Genomic DNA, 17,778 nt, shown 5'->3' with positions numbered 1-17,778 from the left:
ACACAACAAATGGCTTACGATAAATTCACCATACTTAAGAGCTCAGCCGTGCCCATGCCCATTGAGAACGTGGACACAGACCAGATCATTCCTGCCCGCTTCCTCAAAGCCACTGAACGCAAAGGCTTTGGAGACAACCTGTTCCGCGACTGGCGGTACAATAACGACGATACGCCGAAAAAAGACTTTGTGCTGAACAACCCCGTGTACTCCGGCAAAATACTGGTAGCCGGCAAGAACTTCGGCAGCGGCAGCAGTCGCGAGCACGCCGCCTGGGCTATTTACGACTATGGTTTCCGCTGCGTGGTAAGCAGCTTCTTTGCAGACATCTTCAAAGGCAATGCCCTCAACGTAGGCATTCTGCCCGTAACGGTGAGCCCTGCCTTCCTGGACAAGATCTTCACTGCCATTGAAGCAGATCCCAAAGCGGAACTGGTAGTAGACCTGCCTGCGCAAACCATCACCATTGCTGCCACCGGCGAACAGGAATCTTTTGACATCAATTCTTACAAGAAGCATAACCTCACCAACGGTTTTGACGATATAGACTATCTGCAGGCCATGAAGGGCGAGATACAGGAATTTGCTTCAAAAAGCATGTACTAAAAAATGCCCGTTGAAAAGCGTTATATAGAAATAATGGATACCACACTCCGCGATGGCGAACAAACCAGCGGAGTGTCTTTTTCCCCTTCTGAAAAACTGACCATTGCCCAGCTGCTGCTCACGGAAGTGAAGGTAGACCGCATTGAAATTGCGTCTGCCCGCGTATCTGACGGAGAGCTGGCCGCGGTAAAGGCCATTACCAAATGGGCAAAAGCCAACGGTTTCCTGAACCGGGTGGAAGTGCTCACCTTTGTTGACGGAGACGTATCTGTACAATGGATGCAGAAAGCCGGCGCCAAAGTGATGAACCTGCTCACCAAAGGTTCCCTCAACCATTTAACGCACCAGCTGAAGAAAAAACCGGAGCAGCACTTTGCCGAGGTAGCCGCCGTAATTGCCCTGGCCCGCAAAAAAGGGCTGGAGTGTAATGTATACCTGGAAGACTGGAGCAACGGCATGCGCCACTCCCGTGACTACGTGTTCCAGTACCTTGATTTCCTGCAGCAGCAGCCCATAAAAAGGGTCATGCTGCCGGATACGCTGGGCGTGCTCACACCCGCGGAAGTGCATGACTACATTACGCAGATAGTACAACGTTACCCGAAGGCCCACTTCGACTTTCATGCGCATAATGACTATGACCTGGGCACCGCCAACGTGCTGGAAGGCGTAAAAGCCGGCGCGCACGGCCTTCACCTTACTATTAACGGTATGGGAGAAAGAGCGGGCAACGCCCCCCTGGCCAGCGCCATTGCCGTACTGAACGATTTTATGCCCACGGTGAAAACCAGCGTGGCGGAAGCGTCCCTGTACAGCGTGAGCAAGCTGGTGGAAACATTCTCCGGCTTCCGTATTCCCGCCAACAAACCCGTGGTAGGCGAAAACGTGTTCACCCAAACCGCCGGCATCCACGCAGACGGTGACAAGAAGAACAAGCTTTATTTCAGTGACCTGATGCCCGAACGCTTCGGCCGCCAGCGCAAATACGCCCTGGGCAAAACCAGCGGCAAAGCCAACATCGAAAACAACCTGCAGCAGCTGGGCATACAGCTCTCCGACCCCGACCTCAAAAAGGTGACACAGCGCATCATTGAGCTGGGAGACAAAAAGGAAGTAGTGACCCAGGCAGACCTGCCGTACATTATTTCGGATATACTCGACAGTAACACCATTGAGGAAAAAGTGCGTATCGAGAACTATGTGCTCACCCACTCCAAAAACCTCAAACCGTCTGTAACCCTGCGCCTGTCTATCAAAGGCGAAGTGTTTGAAGAGCACTCCCAGGGAGACGGGCAGTACGATGCTTTTATGAACGCCCTTAAAAAGGTGTACAAGAAACAGAAACAGGAGCTGCCCGCCCTTTCAGACTATGCCGTACGCATCCCCCCCGGCGGCAAAAGCGACGCCCTTTGCGAAACCATCATTACCTGGCGGTGGAACAACCGGGAGTTCAAAACCCGCGGGCTTGACAGCGACCAGACCGTGTCTGCCATCAAAGCCACGCAAAAAATGCTCAACCTGATTTGAAACTTTCATAACATACAGCATGGCAACCAAACATATTTTAGTAGTTCCAGGAGATGGAATAGGACAGGAAGTAACCGCAGTTGGTAAAAAAGTACTGGAAAAGATAGCCGCAAAATTCGGCCATACTTTTACGTATGACGAAGCCCTCATAGGCCACGTAGCCATTGAAGCCACCGGCAATCCCCTCCCCGACGAGACGCTGGAAAAGATGCGCCGGTCAGACGCCGTACTGTTCGGCGCTGTAGGCCACCCGAAATACGATAATGATCCTACCGCCAAAGTACGCCCCGAACAGGGCCTGCTGAAAATGCGCAAGGAACTGGGCCTGTACGCCAACCTGCGCCCCATCAAGCTGTTTGACGAGCTGCTGGGCGCTTCCAGCATCAAACCGGAAATACTGAAAGGCGCAGACATCCTGTTTTTCCGCGAGCTGACCGGCGATATTTACTTTGGTGAAAAAGGCCGTAAAAACGATGGCGATACGGCTTACGATATTGCAGAATACAGTCGTTATGAAGTAGAGCGCATTGCCCGCAAAGCCTTTGAAGCCGCCCGCACGCGCCGCAAAAAGCTCTGCTCCGTAGACAAGGCCAATGTAATTGAGACCTCCCGCCTGTGGAGGGAAGTGATACAGAAAATAGCGCCTGAATATCCTGACGTGGAGGTAGAGCACCAGTTCGTAGACGCTACCGCCATGCTGCTGATCAAAGACCCGCGCCGCTTTGACGTGGTGGTGACCGCCAACCTCTTTGGAGATATTCTGACAGATGAGGCCTCCCAGATAGCAGGCTCCATGGGCATGCTGGCCTCCGCCTCCGTAGGTGACGGCACCGGCGTATATGAACCCATCCATGGCTCCGCGCATGACATTACCGGCAAAGGCGTAGCCAACCCGCTGGCCTCCATCCTTTCCGCCGCCCTGCTGCTGGATATTTCCTTTGGCCTGAAAGCCGAGTCTGAAGCCGTGATCAGCGCGGTAGACAAAGTGCTGAAAGCCGGCTTCCGTACAAGAGACATTGCAGATGCACAAACTCCGGCGGAGAAGGTGCTGGGGACGGAAGCGATTGGCGAGGAGGTGTTGAAGTTTTTGTAATTTTTAATCGATATAGGGGCCGCATCTTTCAGGTGCGGCCTTTTTTTATGTGGATGTTACACAAAGGTGTGAGCAAGAGGCTTGCGGCAATGCATACATTTACCTGAATATAACCCAATCACTCTTCTAAAACCCTTTGCCATGAGCAAACTGCAAAAACTCCTGTTTATTCCGCTGGCCGTTACCCTTTTTAGTGTTAATGCGAATGCCCAGAATTCGTTCCCTTCCAGCGGCAATGCGGGTGTTGGTACAAGTAACCCTCAATCTGCTTTCCAGATCGGTGAATACTATGGCAACAATCAAAGCAAGCTTACCTTTCCTGGTGTTTATAACTTCGAGAAAACCACGCTGGGCCAGGCCGGGAACGGGGGTGCTTTCCTTGAATTTGTGAATCACACCAGCATGGAAAACTCATATGCCATACGGATCGGTGCTAATGTTGACTCCTATGGTCAGGGGCTTTACATCGTTGGGGCTCCTTCCACTACCTCCTACGAAATGCTGCAATACCCCACCACTCCGGCGCTGTTTGTTCGTGCAGACAATACCGTTGGCATCGGCACCAGCTATCCCCCCGCAGGCTACAAACTGGCCGTTGCCGGCAACATGATTGCCGAAAAAATTAAAGTGAAACTGCAGGGCGCCTGGCCTGACTATGTATTCAGCAAAGAATACTCTTTGCCTTCCTTACAGGAGCTGGACAGGTTTATTGCGCAAAACGGCCACCTCCCCAACGTTCCATCCGCAGCCGACGTAAAGAAAGACGGCATCGATATGGAAGAAATGAACAAAACGCTGCTCCGCAAAATAGAAGAGCTCACCCTGTACCTGATTGAAATGGACAAGAAAGTAAGCGCCCTGCAGGAAGCCAATAAAGTACTGGAAAAGAAATTGAATCCCTAGTTCACAAACCACCATCTCAACCCTACCCGCAACGCAAAATTGTTAGAAGGGTAAAACGGCGCGGTGAAGTTATTCGTCCACAGGAAGGTGTTCAGGTTTTCCCCGCGCACATACGCTGTAAAAGATTTGATGCGGAAGTGGGCGAATGCGGCCACATCAGGGTAGTTGGAAATATTATACTGGTTCTGATATACGAACTGGCTCAGCATGGGCGAATAATCATCCGCATAGTACGGTGAATTATACTTCCCTTCCAGCCCCGTGTACAGGTTCAGGTTCTTGAACAGGCGGGCGTTGTAGGCCACACGCAGCCGCGCCCATACGGTAGGCAGCTGCAGGGGGGCGTTGCCTGCCAGCTGCTGGAAAGCGAAGTTGGCGTCAAAGGTGAAGCTGCGCACGTCAAACCGCTTGTAAGCCACAATTTGCAGCAGGTTAAAGAGGCCGGTGAACTGCTCGCTTTCGTAATAGCTTTTGAAGTAGCTGTATTTATTGAAGAGGTAATAATTTGCCTCTATGTTGTATTTCAGCTTGCGGTTGTCTGCCTTGAACTGCAGCTGGGTAACGTTTTCCTTGCCCATGTCATCATTCACGTATTCCCTGAAGTGGTTGGTGCCGAAAAATTTGTATACGTAAGACGGCTCCCGGTTTACGTTGCTCACCCGCAGGCTCACGTTGCCGAAAGTCTCATTCAGGTAGCGGCTGAGCGTGCCGCTCAGCGCATAGTCTCCAATGTTTTCTCCCAGGGCGTAAAATTCGCCTTTGGCCGAAAGGTCCCATTTCTGGTTACGGGTTTTATTACGGTACTCGCCGTGCAGGCGCAGGTTGGAAAACTTGGTGCTGGCCGTCAGGAAGTTGCCGGTGATGTAGTCAAAGCCGCCCCCCAGCCTGATGAAGTGCGCCTGGTTACCCAATACGGGAAAAGATATCACGGAAAGATCGTTGCTGAGAATGCGCCACTGGTGCTGGGTGAACACGGTGTCTGACCCGAATTCCCGCGGCCAGAGGCTGAAATTGTAATTGCGGGCGTAATAGGCGGAATCAGGGCTCTGGTCTATGAACTCGTATGTGTTCTGCGTATAGGTGAAGGTATGCTCTACCCGGAAACGGGGGTCGAACTTGTAATAATCCGTAGTGTCGTTCACATGTATGGTGTCTCCACGGCCCCAGTCAAATTGCTGGCGCAGCAGTATGCTTGATTCCTGGAAATCGTTCTTGAGGGGTATGTTGGTATTGAAAAAGGAATTGGACTGTGCGCTGGCGCCTCCCAGCTTGGTGGGTATCAGGCGGCGCTGGTTGTACTCCGGGTTGTTCAGCAGCTCCAGCGAATCTATAATACCGCCATTTTCACCGCCGTTGAGCTTGTTGAGGTAATAGCTCATCATCAGGTGGTACCTTTTGTTCTGGCTGTTGTAGTTGGCAGTTACTTTATAATTGTCGTGGTTGGTAGACTGGTTCCGGAAATAGCCGGGCGAGTTGATCTTGCGGTAGGCGAAATGGAAATTGAATTTCTCTCCGCGGTTCTGTGTGTGCATCACGTTGATCATCTGCTCCTGCTTGCCCCCTATGAGGTAGCCCAGCTCGGAATACGGGCGGTTGGTGTTGAAGAACTGCGCGTTCTGGTGGTTGAACCCGTATATGTCGAAAGAATGGAAACCGGGGTCGAAGCCGGGTATCATGCGGGGTGAGAACAGCAGGTTGCGGGAGGCGCTGCCGTTGTTGCCCAGGTTGGTATAGGTGGCGGGCACGCCGAGATAGTTCAGTGTAAAGTCTGCAATGGTGGAGTCCATCATAAAGTCTGTAGGCTCTCCCAGGTAGCGGTAGCGGATGGTCAGCGTATCGGGCTCATGGTCATGGGAAGAAGTATCCCGCTGCATGCTGGCATTGCCTCCCCCACCGCCCCCCGGCAGGCGGTTGGTGTTGAATTGCGCCCGCAGGGCGCCGCCGGTGCAAACCAGCAAAAGAAATACTATCGTGAAATGCCTCATCCTGATGATTCGTGTAGGGCCCGCAATTCTCTACAATTGTTGGACCAGTTCGCTGAAAATATATGTTAAATGTGGTTCTGCTGCTTTGGCGGCCGCCAGTACCTCGTCATGGGTGATCACGTTGTCTTCTTCCCGTATGCCGATGTCTGTGATCACGCTCATGGCAAACACCTTCAGGCCGCTGTGGATGGCTACGATCACTTCCGGCACCGTGCTCATGCCTACGGCATCTCCTCCAATGGCATGCATGTACCTGTATTCCGCGCGGGTTTCAAAGGTAGGCCCTTGTACACCTACATAGACGCCGCTGTGTAAAGATATGCCTTTGGCCGCGGCAATGGCCCTGGCTTTGGCAATCAGCGGCTTTGCATAAGGCTCGCTCATATCAGGGAAGCGGGGGCCCAGCTCGTCTATGTTCCGGCCCCGCAGCGGGTGCTCCGGCTGCAGGTTGATGTGGTCTGTGATCACCATCAGGTCTCCCACCCGGAAGTTTTTGTTCATACCGCCCGCCGCATTGGAAATAAGCAGCGTATGGATGCCCAGCGCTTTCATGACCCGTACCGGGAAGGTGACCTGCTGCATGCTCAGCCCTTCATAATAGTGAAAACGGCCCGCCATGGCCACCACGGGGCGCCCGCCCAGGCGGCCCAGTATGAGCTTGCCGGAATGCCCTTCTACCGTGGCCGGCGGAAAATGGGGAATATCGCTGTAGGATATTTCCACCTTGCCGGTGATATCCGCGGCCAGGTTGCCCAGGCCGCTGCCCAGGATAATGCCCACCTCCGGAGTTTCCTTGCCGAACTGTTGTATGTAAGCGGTTGCTTCCTTTATTTGTGCCAGCATGCGCCAATATTTATGCCCGGCAAAGTTAATTCTATAAACCATACCATCAGCCTGTCCCAAAGAAATCACCCTACTAAAACATAAATTGCCTAAATTAGCGGCCAAATTTAATTACCGATGAATTTACACGAGTACCAGGCTAAAGAACTGTTGAAAAAATATAACGTACCGGTACAGGAAGGTATCCCGGTAGATACTCCCGAAGCGGCGGCAGAAGCTTACAAGCAACTGAAAGTGCAGTTTGGCAACGAGTTTGCCGTAGTTAAAGCCCAGATCCACGCCGGTGGCCGTGGTAAGGGTAAAATTAGAGGTACGGAACAGCGCGGCGTGGCAGTGGGTAAAAATTCAGAAGACGTTAAAACCATTGCCGGCAATATTCTTGGCGGCACCCTGGTAACTATACAGACAGGCGAAGCCGGTAAAGTGGTGAATAAAGTACTGGTGGCACAGGACGTATACTATCCCGGCCCCAATCCTATCAAGGAACTGTACCTCTCCATCCTGCTGGACAGGGCGAAAGGCCAGAACGTGATCATGTACTCTACCGAAGGCGGTATGGACATTGAAGAAGTGGCCCATAACACGCCTGAAAAGATATTCAAGGAATGGGTACACCCCGGTGGCGGCCTCCAGCCGTTCCAGGCCCGTAAAATAGCTTTTAACTTCGGTTTGAGCGGGGAAGCATTCAAAAACATGGTGAAATTCGTGACCAACCTCTACAATGCGTACGTAGGCCTGGACGCCGCCATGCTGGAGATCAACCCCCTCTTCAAAACCAGCGACGAGAAGATCATTGCGGTTGACTGCAAGCTGAACCTGGACGATAACGCCCTGCTGCGCCACCCCGACCTGGTTGCCCTCCGTGACGTGACGGAAGAAGACCCCACAGAAGTGGAAGCAGGCAAACACAACCTGAACTTCGTGAAGCTGGACGGTAACGTGGGCTGTATGGTAAACGGCGCCGGCCTGGCCATGGCCACCATGGACATGATCAAGCTCAGCGGCGGCGAACCTGCCAACTTCCTGGACGTAGGCGGGACCGCCAATGCCCAGACCGTTGAAGCCGGTTTCCGCATCATTCTGAAAGATCCCAAGGTAAAAGCCATCCTCATCAATATCTTCGGCGGTATTGTTCGTTGCGACAGGGTTGCACAGGGCGTAATTGACGCCTACAACTCCATCGGCACCATCAACGTACCCATCATTGTGCGCCTGCAAGGCACCAATGCCCCGGAAGCAAAAGAGCTGATCGAGAAAAGCGGCCTGAAAGTACAGTCTGCCATCCTCCTGAGCGAAGCGGCCGAACTGGTGAACAAGGCAGTAAGCGCCTGATCCGGCAAGAGAAAATATGTTGATATGGAAAGATGCTTCACCCGTGTGAAGCATCTTTTTTTGCTATATGTAAGCACATCAACCCCACCTCATTTCTACACCAAATCCGGGGCATTTCCGTACCAAGTCCACCTACCCTTCAGTTATCCTTGCTTCCACCTTCGGTTTCAGTCCTGTTTTCCGGCAACAACCCTGCATTGAAGGCCCGTCACACGGAAAGGCATTTTGGTGTCATTTCGGCCAAAAGATGGTAAAAAACTATTACCTTTATTATCCATCCTTTTACTGCCTTCACATGATCCGGTTACTGGTATACCATTAACACGCATATTTCATGTTACGCATCAGACAGTTTTTTCTCATTTGTTCGGGCGCTCATTTGCCCATGCTTCGCCGCGCGCCTGTTGAAACCAACAAATACGCCGGTATTGGCGGCACTATTTTCTTCACCGGCCTGCTGGCCGCCCTGTCAGGCGGGTATGCGCTGTGGACGGTATTCCGGGAGCCATGGGCCGCCGTGCTCTTTGGCGGAATATGGGGGCTGATGATCTTCAACCTTGACCGGTACATTGTGTCCAGCATGAAAAAGCGGGAACGTTTTGGCCAGGAGCTGTGGATGGCCACACCCCGTATCATCCTGGCCGTGCTCATTGCCGTAGTGATCTCCAAACCGCTGGAGCTGCAGATATTTGACCGGGAAATACAGGCGGAGCTGGTGTTGATGGAACAGGCCAAGTTCAAGGCCCAGGAAGACAAGGTGAAAGAGCGCTACCAGGGCCGCACACAGGAACTAGCCGGCCGCCTGCAGGCCCTTCAGCAACAGATAGACGTGCAGACGGCCCGGCGTGATACCCTGCTGCTGCTGGCCCAGCAGGAAGCAGACGGCACCGGCGGCTCCCGCGTGAAAAACCTGGGGCCCATCTATAAGGCCAAAAAAGCCGATGCAGACAGCGCCACCGCCGCCCTTACCCGCCTGCAACACCAGTATGCCGGCCTGCAGCAGGAGCTGGCCACACAGGATTCTGCCACTGCCGCCGCCGTAACCCAGCTCAAACGCGGCAGCCTTGACGGGCTGGCCTCCCGGCTGGACGCCCTGGGCACCCTCACCAAAACCAGCGCCCCCATCCGCTGGGCCAACTGGTTCATCATGCTGCTGTTCATTGCCATAGAAACCGCCCCGGTATTCGTCAAGCTGATTTCTCCCCGCGGCCCCTACGATGATCTGCTGGAGCAGCACGAATACGCTTTCATTATGCACAAAAAGGAAAAGAAAGCCATCCTCAGCGCGGAAACGGAGGAGCGCATTGCGAAAAGGACGGGGCGTAGTGGGCAGCATGTGGGACAGGTGGTGATATAACACCTTTACCTCATAGCGGCGCGGGGTGCAGAAGGCAGTATTTTTTACGGGCATTTATGGAATTTCCCCACTCCCGCGCATCCTTCTCCAAAATGCCCGCATATGAAATCATTTTTTTTCCTGCTGTTGACAGTAGCATCAGCTTATAACGTTTACGCGCAAACGAAAAAGATCACCGTTCATTCCTCCATTGACCAGGTAACCGTATTTACGCAGGGAGCGCAGGTACAGCGCTCCGCCACGGCCAGCATCCCTGCCGGCACTACCGTGCTCGTGTTCCCCGACATATCCCCTGAGCTGGAAGAAAAGAGCATCCAGGTACAGGGGCAGGGGGCTTTTACCATTTTGTCTGTAACGCGGGACCGCAATTACCTCCGGTCACAAACGCAGCAGGAAGGCATCCGCCAGCTGCAGCAGCAGGAAGAAGGCCTGCAGGAAAAGCTGCAGCGGGAAAATAACCGGTTGAAAGTATACACGCAGGAAGAAGAGATGCTCTCCAAAAACCAGGAGATACGCGGCGCCAACACCGGCATCAAAACACAAGACCTCCGGGAAGCCATGGACTTTCAGCGGGCCAGGCTGGCGGAGGTGCTGGAGCAGCAGCTGACCATACGCCGGAGCATCAAAACGCTGTCCGATAACATCGGCCGGCTGCAGGCGCAGCAGCGCGCGCTCATGGAGCCGAAAGACACTTCCACCAGTGACCTGCTGATCACTGTATCTGCCAAAGAAGCCATCAGCGGCAAGTTCAGCCTCAACTACCTGGTGAAGAACGCGGGCTGGTACCCTAACTACGCCCTGCGGGTGGAAAGCATCAGCCGCCCGCTGAACATGGAATACAAGGCCAATGTGTTCCAGCAATGCGGAGAAGACTGGAAAAACGTGAAGCTGCGCCTTTCCAGCGGTAACCCTTCTGAAAATGGCCAAAAGCCGGAGCTGCAGCCCTGGCATTTGCGCACTTTCAGCTCCCGGCAGGAAATGCTGGCCACCCGTTCTGTACTGGCCCGCACGGGCAGCTCCGAGGCACAAGGCACCGTTACAGACCGTAATGGCCAGCCGCTGGCAGGTGTATCTGTTTTTGTGCCGGAACGCAGTATTGGCACCGTTACCAATGAAAACGGCCAGTTCAGCCTGCAGCTGCCGCCTAATACCCGTTCACTGGAAGTGTCTTATGTGGGTTTCGCCAAACAGCAGATCTCTGTAACGGGCCGCCCGCTCAGGGTGACCATGATAGAAAATCAGCAAAACCTGGAAGAAGTGGTGGTGGTAGGGTACGGTACGCAGCATAAAAAAGCAGTTACCGGCTCTTCAGTAATGGTGCGCGGCCTGGCCACGGCGGCACCGGCGCCGCCCCCTGCCAGCATCCCCCTGGAAGTGTCGGAAGTATACAACACCACCACCGTCAGCTTTGACATTGCCACGCCCTACTCCATTCCTTCAGACGGCAAGGCCTACGCGGTGTCTATCCGGGAAATGGAAGTGCCTGCTATTTATGAGTACCACACAGCGCCCAAAATAGATCCCTCCGCGTACCTGCTGGCGGGCCTCACGGGCTGGGAAGCGCTGAACCTGATGGAAGGCGAGGCCAGCATTTATTACGAAGGCGCCTACCTTGGCAAAACCCTGCTGAACCTGCAAACGGCTGCAGATACCTTGTTCATTTCCCTGGGCAAAGACAAGAACATTGTGGTGAACCGGAAGCTGCAGAAAGACTATTCGCAAAAGCAACTGTTCAGCAATGCGCATACGGTGACGCATAACTGGGAGATCAGCGTGAAGAACAACAAGCGGGAACCTGTACGTATACTGGTGGAAGACCAGCTGCCCATTTCCACGCAGAAGGAGATCGAGATCAGTAAAATGGACTACGCGGGCGCCCGGCTGGACGAAGACTCCCGCCAGGTGACCTGGGACCTCAGCATTCCTTCCCGTGAAGAGAAGAAAATGCAGCTGCGTTATGCGGTGAAGTTCCCGAAAGACAAGGTGGTGAACCTGAATTGATACCTGCCAGGTTGCATTGCACCGGAAGCCATGTTAAAACAAGATGAAGATACCGGGCATTGCCGGGATAAGAGGAGGCTGTCTCGCAACTACGAGGCGGCCTTCTGTTTTTACCCCTGCAACTTTTGTTTTTGACCTCAACTTTGCGTAGATTAAACATATTATGCAAGTACACCTCAAAACGATCCACGAAAGCAGCGCCGCCGCCGGCTGGGCGGGGCCCAGAAGCCTGGTGATAGACCGTACGCCGCGTGCAGGCGGGCTGGGCATAGGTTTCAGCGGGGAAGAACTGTTCATGATGTCTATCGGCGCCAGCATCTGTAACGATCTGTACAGGGAAGCGGCCAACCGGGGTATTGAGCTATACCGGGTGGAGATCATCATTAACGGTGACTGGAGCGGGGAACCGGCGCAGGCAAGGAACATCCGGTACGATATCAGGGTGCAGTCAAACGCATCGCGTCAGGAAACGGAAGACCTGATCAAACATACAGACCAGGTGGCGGAGATACCCCATACCCTGCGGGTGGGCACAGCGGTGAAACTGAATGGGGTGGAGGTTTTACGTGAGGTTACAAAGTAGCGGGGAATGAGCCGGGGCGTTGGCTATGCAATCTGCAGGCAAGCTGTATCTGATACAGCAGGTAAGGGCATTGCCTGCCAGAACGCCAGCTCTTGCAACCGGTATAAGTACCGTACGCCATCCTGCGGAACATCTAAAAGCCTCAGGCTGCACGAAGGCCGCACCATCACTCGCTCACCAATTCCACCTCATACACCGGGCTGAACAGGTACACCCGCCTGGTTTGCACTTCTTCACAGCGGAACCGCTTGCGGATGCGCTCGCCTCGGCGGAACACGCGCCCGTCTTTTGTTTTGAATAACTGGCCCGGCGGCAGCTGCTCCACCAGGTAATGATTATCCTTTTTCCGGTCGTACCGCTTCAGCACCCGCATCAGGTCTTCATCCGCGCAGGAACTGGCCGCGGGATTGTGCAGGCTGTCACGCACGGCTGCTTCTACGTCGGCCGGTAAATAATTCTTTCCAACAAACTCCCGGAGTATTTTGCTGTATTCCTGCTTCCACTCCCGGCCATGGGCGTTCACGCGGTTGCCGTACAGGTTGAACGTGATGAGGTGCGCAATTTCATGCAGCAGGGTCAGGAGAAAAGCATATTTATTGAGCCCGCCATTGATACTGATGCGGTGCCCCTTGTTTTCGTAAGGATGGCGGTAGTCTCCCAGCACACTTTGCCTTTCACGCGTAATGGTGAGGTGCACCCTGTGCTCCGTAATGTACGCGATCACCTGTTCAAAAGTGCCGTCCGGTAAATAGGCCGCCAGTGCATGTAAAGGTGCTTCTTGCTTCAACGCCGTCAGGATTTCTTTTGCCGTATACTTTTGCGGTACAGGTGAATGGTCTCAAACACCGTGTACACCAGGTAAAAGAACATGAACAGGAAAATAGTGGCCTTGCTCACATTTTGCCGGCTCATGAATATATACACGGCAATGCAGGCCACACAAAGCATCAGTTTGGCCAGCGTGGAAGCATACACGGCGCGCACCATGGCATTGGGATTTTCCGCCGCCAGCCCCTTGCTGCCCAGTGAATAACTGATCAGCGTTATCAGGGCCAGGGCCAGGTTGCCACCCATCAATACACCAAAATGCACGCCCAGCGTTTGCTGAAGCCAGGCTTTTAAAAGGAACAATGCCGCCGAGATCAGGATGAAAACGACTGCCAGCCATTGAATAAACTTATCGGTCATGCTTGCCGGTATCTTTTACAATTCGCCACAAAAGTAGGGCTAAAGCAAGTAAAGAAAAAATGATCATAAAGAGCGGGAAACGCATCCCTATCCATTGATCCAGCTTATAGCCCACCCACAAGGCAATACCAATGGCTGCCATCATTTGAAAAGCCAGTCCGGCATAGCGCCAGAGCAGGTTATACGGCTTCTTCCTCGAGGACGGGTCTTCCATATTTGGAATCCGAATGGTTTTCTGATGATGTATGAGACGGAGCAGGCGCCTCCGCGGGGTCCATATAGCAACGCCCGTTGAACTTCACCGTAGGCTCCATTTCAAAATGAGCAGTGTAAATATCCCCTTTGATAATGGCATTCCCCTTCAGGAACAGGAGGTCTTCCACTTTGATGATACCGGTCACTTTGCCCAGTATGTCCGCACTCTGGCATACCATATCACCGGTGATCTCCCCCTCCGGGCCTACCACTATTTTGGCCTTGGTAGACACAATGCCGTTCACGCGGCCGTCTATACGGATATCTCCTTCGCACTCAATATCTCCATGGATAGAAGTGCCGCTGCCAATAAGGTTGATGTTGGAGGTGGGCATCAGGCCTTTGCTCTCACCTTTCTTGCTTTGGTTAAACATAGGTTCTCAAGGTTTTTCTGTTTATAAAGACAGTTACAAGATAGTTAAAAAATATTTAATAAGTACTGTTGTCCACTTTCGGTACTTTCAGCATATTGGTATCCAGCTTTATATTGCCGCCAATAACGTTCTTCAGGTTTTCCAGGTACTGGTCCCGGCTAGTAATGGCGCGCTCCAGCGAGTCTGTGCGCATGCGCAGCTGCAGCACTTCCTTGCGCTGCTTCAGGTCTCCATAGCCGGGAATATAGTACCGCAGGGGGGTAAACACCACCGTGGCTACCGTAATGGCTACCAGCAGCACAAACAAGGTGCTGAGCGCCACGTACACGCTCATGCGGGAAAGGCGGAAGGCCGTCACTTCCTCGTAGGTGTCATCATTCATGATCACCAGCCTGTACTTGTGGTTCAACCGGTCAAGGCTCCGCCCCTTATGTTTATCGTCCAAAGCCATGCTTCTCAATTACGGATTACGAATGTGAAATTATGATTATAGATTCAGAATAAAGCCGTAAAATAGCAAGATTGGGCTAAATTTCTTCATAAAATAATCCGGCACCCGGCCGCCATTTACGGCCCGCTTCACCTGAAGCCCTGATTTTCAACCCGCTTGCCGGAGCGGCCTGTTATTCCTAATTCGTAAATCGTGATTGATTTTCGCTATCTTTAAAATATTTTCGCCATTTTAATGTTATATAATATCGACCCTGGTATTTTTCATGAATTGTTCTAGATCCTTATATATGCGTGCCTGGTTGGTGGGATTGATGATGTGTTCCGGAGTGCTTACCGTATTTGGGCAAAACCAGGCGCCGGAAAAGCCTCAAAAACAGGAAGACCGCCGCCCGCCTTCTGAAAAAATGGCCGAAAAGCCTTTCACTTTCAAGCGTAAAGTGGTGCAGAACACCGTTACGCGGTATAACTATTACTATCACGCCAAGCTGAAGCTGGAAGCCGTGTTAAAAGGCATTAACCGGCAGCGGCAAGACAATTACAACGTATTTCTCCCCTTTTACCCTTTTACGGTAGAAAAGCTGAACCTCAACACCAACGACCTGGACTCCGTGATACAGAAGGCCTCCGTAGCGGTGCAGATACATGACCCCCGCGGGCGCTGGATAGACGATTGTTACCTGCTGGTGGGCAAAGCCTATTATTATAAGGGCGACTGGGAAAATGCCGCCAACACCTTCAAATTCATCAACACCACCTTTGCCCCTAAAAAGAAATCTGAGTACAATACCGTAGTAGGGCGAAGCGAAGACTCCCGCATGTCTATTTCCACCAGGGAAAAAGAGAAGGGGCTGTTTGACCGTTTCAGGCACAAATCAGCCCGTAACGAGGCTTTCCTCTGGCAGGCAAGGGTGCACCTGGAGCAGCAACAATATGACGAGGCGCAAAGCCTGCTGAACATACTGGAGGGAGACCCCTATTTTCCCAAACGGCTGGAAGGCCAGCTGGCGGAGCTGCAAGCCTACCGCTTCTACAAACAGGGCCGGTACGCGGAAACCATTGACCCGCTGATCATTGCCATCAAAAAAGGGAACTCCGGCCGGGACCAGAAGGCCCGCATGAGCTTCATACTGGGCCAGCTGTACGCCTCCCAGGGCACGCTGGATTCCGCCATGAACGCCTTCCGGGACGTGATTGCCTACAAGCCTGACGCTACCATTGACTTCAATGCCCGCGTGCAGATTGCCCGCTGCAATACCAAAGCCAACGGCGGCAGCATGGAAGAAAGCATTGCCGCGCTGCAAAGCATGCTGCGCAAGGAAAGGTTCATCCCCTTCCGTGACGCTATTTACTACAACATGGCCGTGCTCTGCGCCAACGAGCAGCCGGAAAGGGCGCTGGATTACCTGAGCAAATCCCTCAAAATAGAAAGCGCCAACTCCCTGCAAAGGACCCTTACGTTCAAAGGCATTGCAGATATATACTATTTCCGGAAAGACTATGCCTCCGCCCAGCGGTTCTATGACAGCACGGCCGCTGTAATGGGGCCTGATTTTGAGGAAGCCGCGCTGGTCAACACCCGCAAGGAGGCGCTGGGAGACGTGGTGCAGCGCACCCGCCTCATCAGGCAGGAAGACAGCCTGCAGCAGATTGCCGCCATGCCCCCCGCCCTGCGTGATTCGCTGCTGGCCCAGCAGGTAGCGGCCATCCGCACCGCGCGCGCCACGCCGGAGAAAGAAAAAGGCAAGGGAGAACGCGGCGGCAACGCCCTCAACAACCCGGCCTTTCCCAATAATTTCCCCAATAACAACTCTTTTGCGCCCAAACCGGAAGAAGGCAGTGGTGACTGGTACTTCTACAACGTGGGCAGCAAATCTTCCGGCTATTCGGAATTTAAACGCCGCTGGGGCAACCGCCCGCTGGCAGACAACTGGCGCCGTAGCCAGGGCGCCGCAGCCGTATTCAATAATACGCCCGCACCGGGAGCTGAAATGCCGGCAGACGATGTGGCGGCCAATATCAACCAGTTGCCTGCAGACAGTATCAATACCAGCGTACTGGCGGCCAACCTGCCCCTTACGCCGGAAAAGCTCGCCGAATCCCGCGGCAAACAAATGGATGCCTGGTATGAGCTGGGCAAACTGTACCACGACAAACTGGAAGACCCGCGTGAAGCCATCTCCTCTTATGATTCCCTGCTGGAGCGCTTCCCCGAGCACCCCCGAAAAGCGGAAATACTCTACTCGCTCTACGTTTGGCATAACAAGCTGAACAATACACAGCAGGCCAATCACTACAAACAGATGGTGATGACGCAGTTTGCCGGCACCAACTACGCCAACATCCTGCAATTCGGCCTGCCCAAAGACGAAAACAAGGAAAAAACAAATGCCGTAAGCGCCATTTATGACACGGCGTATATGGCTTACCTCACCGGCCGGTACGATACTGTTTTCCAGCTTAAAAAGCTGGCAGATTCCAGCTACGGCTATTCTTCCCTGCAGCCCAAATGGGACCTGCTGGAAGCCATGGCCATTATCAAAACGCAGTCAGACAGCGCCGGCAAGGCCGCTATTGCCGCCATCATCAGCAAATATCCCGGAGAGCCCGGCATTCTTAACCAGGCCAATGACATTATGGACGCGCTCAACCGCAAGGGAGAGGTAACAGATTACCTGAGCCGTCTGCAATTGCGGAGAGACAGTTCTGAAACAGCCATGATGGACGAGAACGTATCCATCCGCTACCCCTGGCAAACGCCGCAGCCGCAGTTTGCCGTAGATTCTGCCAAAATAGCGCAGGCGCGGGCAGACTCCCTGGCCAATGTGCCGCCGCCTCCTCCCCCGCCGCCGGTAACGCCGTATAAGCTGGGAGACGAAAAAGCCGCCGTCCCGCATTTTGTGGTGATGTATTTCAACCGGGTGTCTAAAGTGCTGGTAGATGAGGCTGTAGCCCAGTTTTCCCGTTATAATGCGGAAAAACATGCGGAAGAAAAGCTGGAAACCAGCAGCTTTGTGCTTACGCCCACGGAAATAATGGTGATTGTCAGGCTTTTCCCCAACGAAGAAAAGGCGCTCAATTACTTTGACGAGGCCGTGCGCTCCGCCTCCACCGTCATCATCCCGAGAATCAAACCCACTGAGTATAAATTCTTTATCATTTCCAGGGAAAACTTCATCCTGCTGAACAACACCAAAGACCTGAACGGGTACCGTAAATTCTTTGGCGACAACTATATAACGGAATAATATTTGCAATACTGTACGTATCGCCCTGGCCTA

At 53.2% G+C, this 17,778-nt stretch carries 16 protein-coding genes; 9 read left to right on the top strand and 7 right to left on the bottom strand.

Going from position 1 to position 17,778, the window contains the following annotated elements:
* Positions 1-9 precede the first annotated feature (9 nt).
* The 4 genes from leuD (at position 10) to ABDW36_RS08825 (ending at position 4,129) form a co-directional block, all read left to right on the top strand.
* The gene (gene leuD, locus ABDW36_RS08840) at positions 10-606 is read left to right on the top strand and encodes a 3-isopropylmalate dehydratase small subunit (RefSeq protein WP_343701524.1); all 597 of its coding nucleotides are present in this window, start codon (positions 10-12) and stop codon (positions 604-606) included.
* A gap of 33 nt (positions 607-639) precedes the next feature.
* A complete protein-coding gene (locus tag ABDW36_RS08835; RefSeq protein WP_343701523.1) occupies positions 640-2,133 on the top strand; it encodes an alpha-isopropylmalate synthase regulatory domain-containing protein in 1,494 nt (497 codons plus the stop codon).
* Positions 2,134-2,152: 19 nt separating this feature from the next.
* Complete coding sequence (leuB, locus tag ABDW36_RS08830) at positions 2,153-3,226, top strand: 3-isopropylmalate dehydrogenase (protein ID WP_343701522.1); 1,074 nt, start codon at positions 2,153-2,155, stop codon at positions 3,224-3,226.
* A 141-nt stretch (positions 3,227-3,367) separates the two neighbouring features.
* On the top strand, positions 3,368-4,129 hold the full coding sequence (locus ABDW36_RS08825) for a hypothetical protein (RefSeq protein WP_343701521.1): 762 nt from the start codon (positions 3,368-3,370) through the stop codon (positions 4,127-4,129).
* Here the strand turns inward: ABDW36_RS08825 and ABDW36_RS08820 are convergent.
* The gene (locus ABDW36_RS08820) at positions 4,126-6,114 is read right to left on the bottom strand and encodes a putative porin (RefSeq protein WP_343701520.1); all 1,989 of its coding nucleotides are present in this window, start codon (positions 6,112-6,114) and stop codon (positions 4,126-4,128) included. The two genes, ABDW36_RS08825 and ABDW36_RS08820, sit on opposite strands and share 4 nt — an antisense overlap.
* A 30-nt stretch (positions 6,115-6,144) precedes the next feature.
* Positions 6,145-6,957: a purine-nucleoside phosphorylase gene (locus ABDW36_RS08815; RefSeq protein WP_343701519.1), complete on the bottom strand. Its 813-nt coding sequence runs from the start codon at positions 6,955-6,957 to the stop codon at positions 6,145-6,147.
* 117 nt (positions 6,958-7,074) lie between these two features.
* Here ABDW36_RS08815 and sucC point away from each other — a divergent pair, with 117 nt between their 5' ends.
* The 4 genes from sucC to ABDW36_RS08795 all read left to right on the top strand — a co-directional run bounded on the left by sucC (position 7,075) and on the right by ABDW36_RS08795 (position 12,230).
* A complete protein-coding gene (gene sucC, locus ABDW36_RS08810; protein WP_343701518.1) occupies positions 7,075-8,289 on the top strand; it encodes an ADP-forming succinate--CoA ligase subunit beta in 1,215 nt (404 codons plus the stop codon).
* Positions 8,290-8,623: 334 nt separating this feature from the next.
* Positions 8,624-9,646: a DUF4407 domain-containing protein gene (locus ABDW36_RS08805; protein ID WP_343701517.1), complete on the top strand. Its 1,023-nt coding sequence runs from the start codon at positions 8,624-8,626 to the stop codon at positions 9,644-9,646.
* 102 nt (positions 9,647-9,748) lie between these two features.
* Positions 9,749-11,647 (top strand): mucoidy inhibitor MuiA family protein, encoded by a 1,899-nt coding sequence (locus ABDW36_RS08800; RefSeq protein ID WP_343701516.1) that lies wholly within the window; start codon positions 9,749-9,751, stop codon positions 11,645-11,647.
* A 163-nt stretch (positions 11,648-11,810) separates the two neighbouring features.
* Entirely contained in the window at positions 11,811-12,230 is a 420-nt protein-coding gene (locus ABDW36_RS08795) for an OsmC family protein (protein ID WP_343701515.1), read from the top strand.
* 166 nt (positions 12,231-12,396) lie between these two features.
* Here the strand turns inward: ABDW36_RS08795 and ABDW36_RS08790 are convergent, their stop codons facing one another.
* From ABDW36_RS08790 to ABDW36_RS08770, 5 genes are read right to left on the bottom strand one after another with little or no spacing between them, the layout of a single operon-like run.
* A complete protein-coding gene (locus ABDW36_RS08790) occupies positions 12,397-13,017 on the bottom strand; it encodes a SprT-like domain-containing protein (protein WP_343701514.1) in 621 nt (206 codons plus the stop codon).
* A gap of 5 nt (positions 13,018-13,022) precedes the next feature.
* A complete protein-coding gene (locus ABDW36_RS08785) occupies positions 13,023-13,418 on the bottom strand; it encodes a hypothetical protein (protein ID WP_343701513.1) in 396 nt (131 codons plus the stop codon).
* Positions 13,408-13,632, bottom strand: coding sequence for an AtpZ/AtpI family protein (locus ABDW36_RS08780; protein ID WP_343701512.1), 225 nt, complete (start codon positions 13,630-13,632; stop codon positions 13,408-13,410). The genes ABDW36_RS08785 and ABDW36_RS08780 overlap by 11 nt, the downstream gene beginning before the upstream one ends.
* Positions 13,598-14,047, bottom strand: coding sequence for a polymer-forming cytoskeletal protein (locus tag ABDW36_RS08775; RefSeq protein WP_343701511.1), 450 nt, complete (start codon positions 14,045-14,047; stop codon positions 13,598-13,600). The genes ABDW36_RS08780 and ABDW36_RS08775 overlap by 35 nt, the downstream gene beginning before the upstream one ends.
* 55 nt (positions 14,048-14,102) lie before the next feature.
* Positions 14,103-14,498: a hypothetical protein gene (locus tag ABDW36_RS08770; protein ID WP_343701510.1), complete on the bottom strand. Its 396-nt coding sequence runs from the start codon at positions 14,496-14,498 to the stop codon at positions 14,103-14,105.
* Between the two features lie 289 nt (positions 14,499-14,787).
* Here ABDW36_RS08770 and ABDW36_RS08765 point away from each other — a divergent pair, with 289 nt between their 5' ends.
* On the top strand, positions 14,788-17,745 hold the full coding sequence (locus ABDW36_RS08765) for a tetratricopeptide repeat protein (protein ID WP_343701509.1): 2,958 nt from the start codon (positions 14,788-14,790) through the stop codon (positions 17,743-17,745).
* The last annotated feature ends 33 nt before the right edge of the window (positions 17,746-17,778 follow it).

Origin of the sequence: Chitinophaga sp., assembly GCF_039596455.1 — a bacterium.
Classification (GTDB): Bacteria; Bacteroidota; Bacteroidia; order Chitinophagales; family Chitinophagaceae; genus Chitinophaga.
The sequence above is the reverse complement of the archived record's forward strand: the minus strand, read 5'-3'. Positions and strand labels throughout refer to the sequence as shown.

What these genes read in the sequence shown, in the direction of transcription:
- ABDW36_RS08825 (WP_343701521.1), top strand. Translation starts at nt 3,368, where the DNA reads ATGAGCAAACTGCAAAAACTCCTGTTTATTCCGCTGGCCGTTACCCTT.
- ABDW36_RS08795 (WP_343701515.1), top strand. Translation starts at nt 11,811, where the DNA reads ATGCAAGTACACCTCAAAACGATCCACGAAAGCAGCGCCGCCGCCGGC.
- leuD (WP_343701524.1), top strand. Translation starts at nt 10, where the DNA reads ATGGCTTACGATAAATTCACCATACTTAAGAGCTCAGCCGTGCCCATG.
- ABDW36_RS08785 (WP_343701513.1), bottom strand. Translation starts at nt 13,418, where the DNA reads ATGACCGATAAGTTTATTCAATGGCTGGCAGTCGTTTTCATCCTGATC.
- ABDW36_RS08775 (WP_343701511.1), bottom strand. Translation starts at nt 14,047, where the DNA reads ATGTTTAACCAAAGCAAGAAAGGTGAGAGCAAAGGCCTGATGCCCACC.
- ABDW36_RS08835 (WP_343701523.1), top strand. Translation starts at nt 640, where the DNA reads ATGGATACCACACTCCGCGATGGCGAACAAACCAGCGGAGTGTCTTTT.
- ABDW36_RS08770 (WP_343701510.1), bottom strand. Translation starts at nt 14,498, where the DNA reads ATGGCTTTGGACGATAAACATAAGGGGCGGAGCCTTGACCGGTTGAAC.
- ABDW36_RS08805 (WP_343701517.1), top strand. Translation starts at nt 8,624, where the DNA reads ATGTTACGCATCAGACAGTTTTTTCTCATTTGTTCGGGCGCTCATTTG.
- ABDW36_RS08780 (WP_343701512.1), bottom strand. Translation starts at nt 13,632, where the DNA reads ATGGAAGACCCGTCCTCGAGGAAGAAGCCGTATAACCTGCTCTGGCGC.
- ABDW36_RS08800 (WP_343701516.1), top strand. Translation starts at nt 9,749, where the DNA reads ATGAAATCATTTTTTTTCCTGCTGTTGACAGTAGCATCAGCTTATAAC.
- ABDW36_RS08820 (WP_343701520.1), bottom strand. Translation starts at nt 6,114, where the DNA reads ATGAGGCATTTCACGATAGTATTTCTTTTGCTGGTTTGCACCGGCGGC.
- ABDW36_RS08815 (WP_343701519.1), bottom strand. Translation starts at nt 6,957, where the DNA reads ATGCTGGCACAAATAAAGGAAGCAACCGCTTACATACAACAGTTCGGC.
- ABDW36_RS08765 (WP_343701509.1), top strand. Translation starts at nt 14,788, where the DNA reads ATGCGTGCCTGGTTGGTGGGATTGATGATGTGTTCCGGAGTGCTTACC.
- leuB (WP_343701522.1), top strand. Translation starts at nt 2,153, where the DNA reads ATGGCAACCAAACATATTTTAGTAGTTCCAGGAGATGGAATAGGACAG.
- sucC (WP_343701518.1), top strand. Translation starts at nt 7,075, where the DNA reads ATGAATTTACACGAGTACCAGGCTAAAGAACTGTTGAAAAAATATAAC.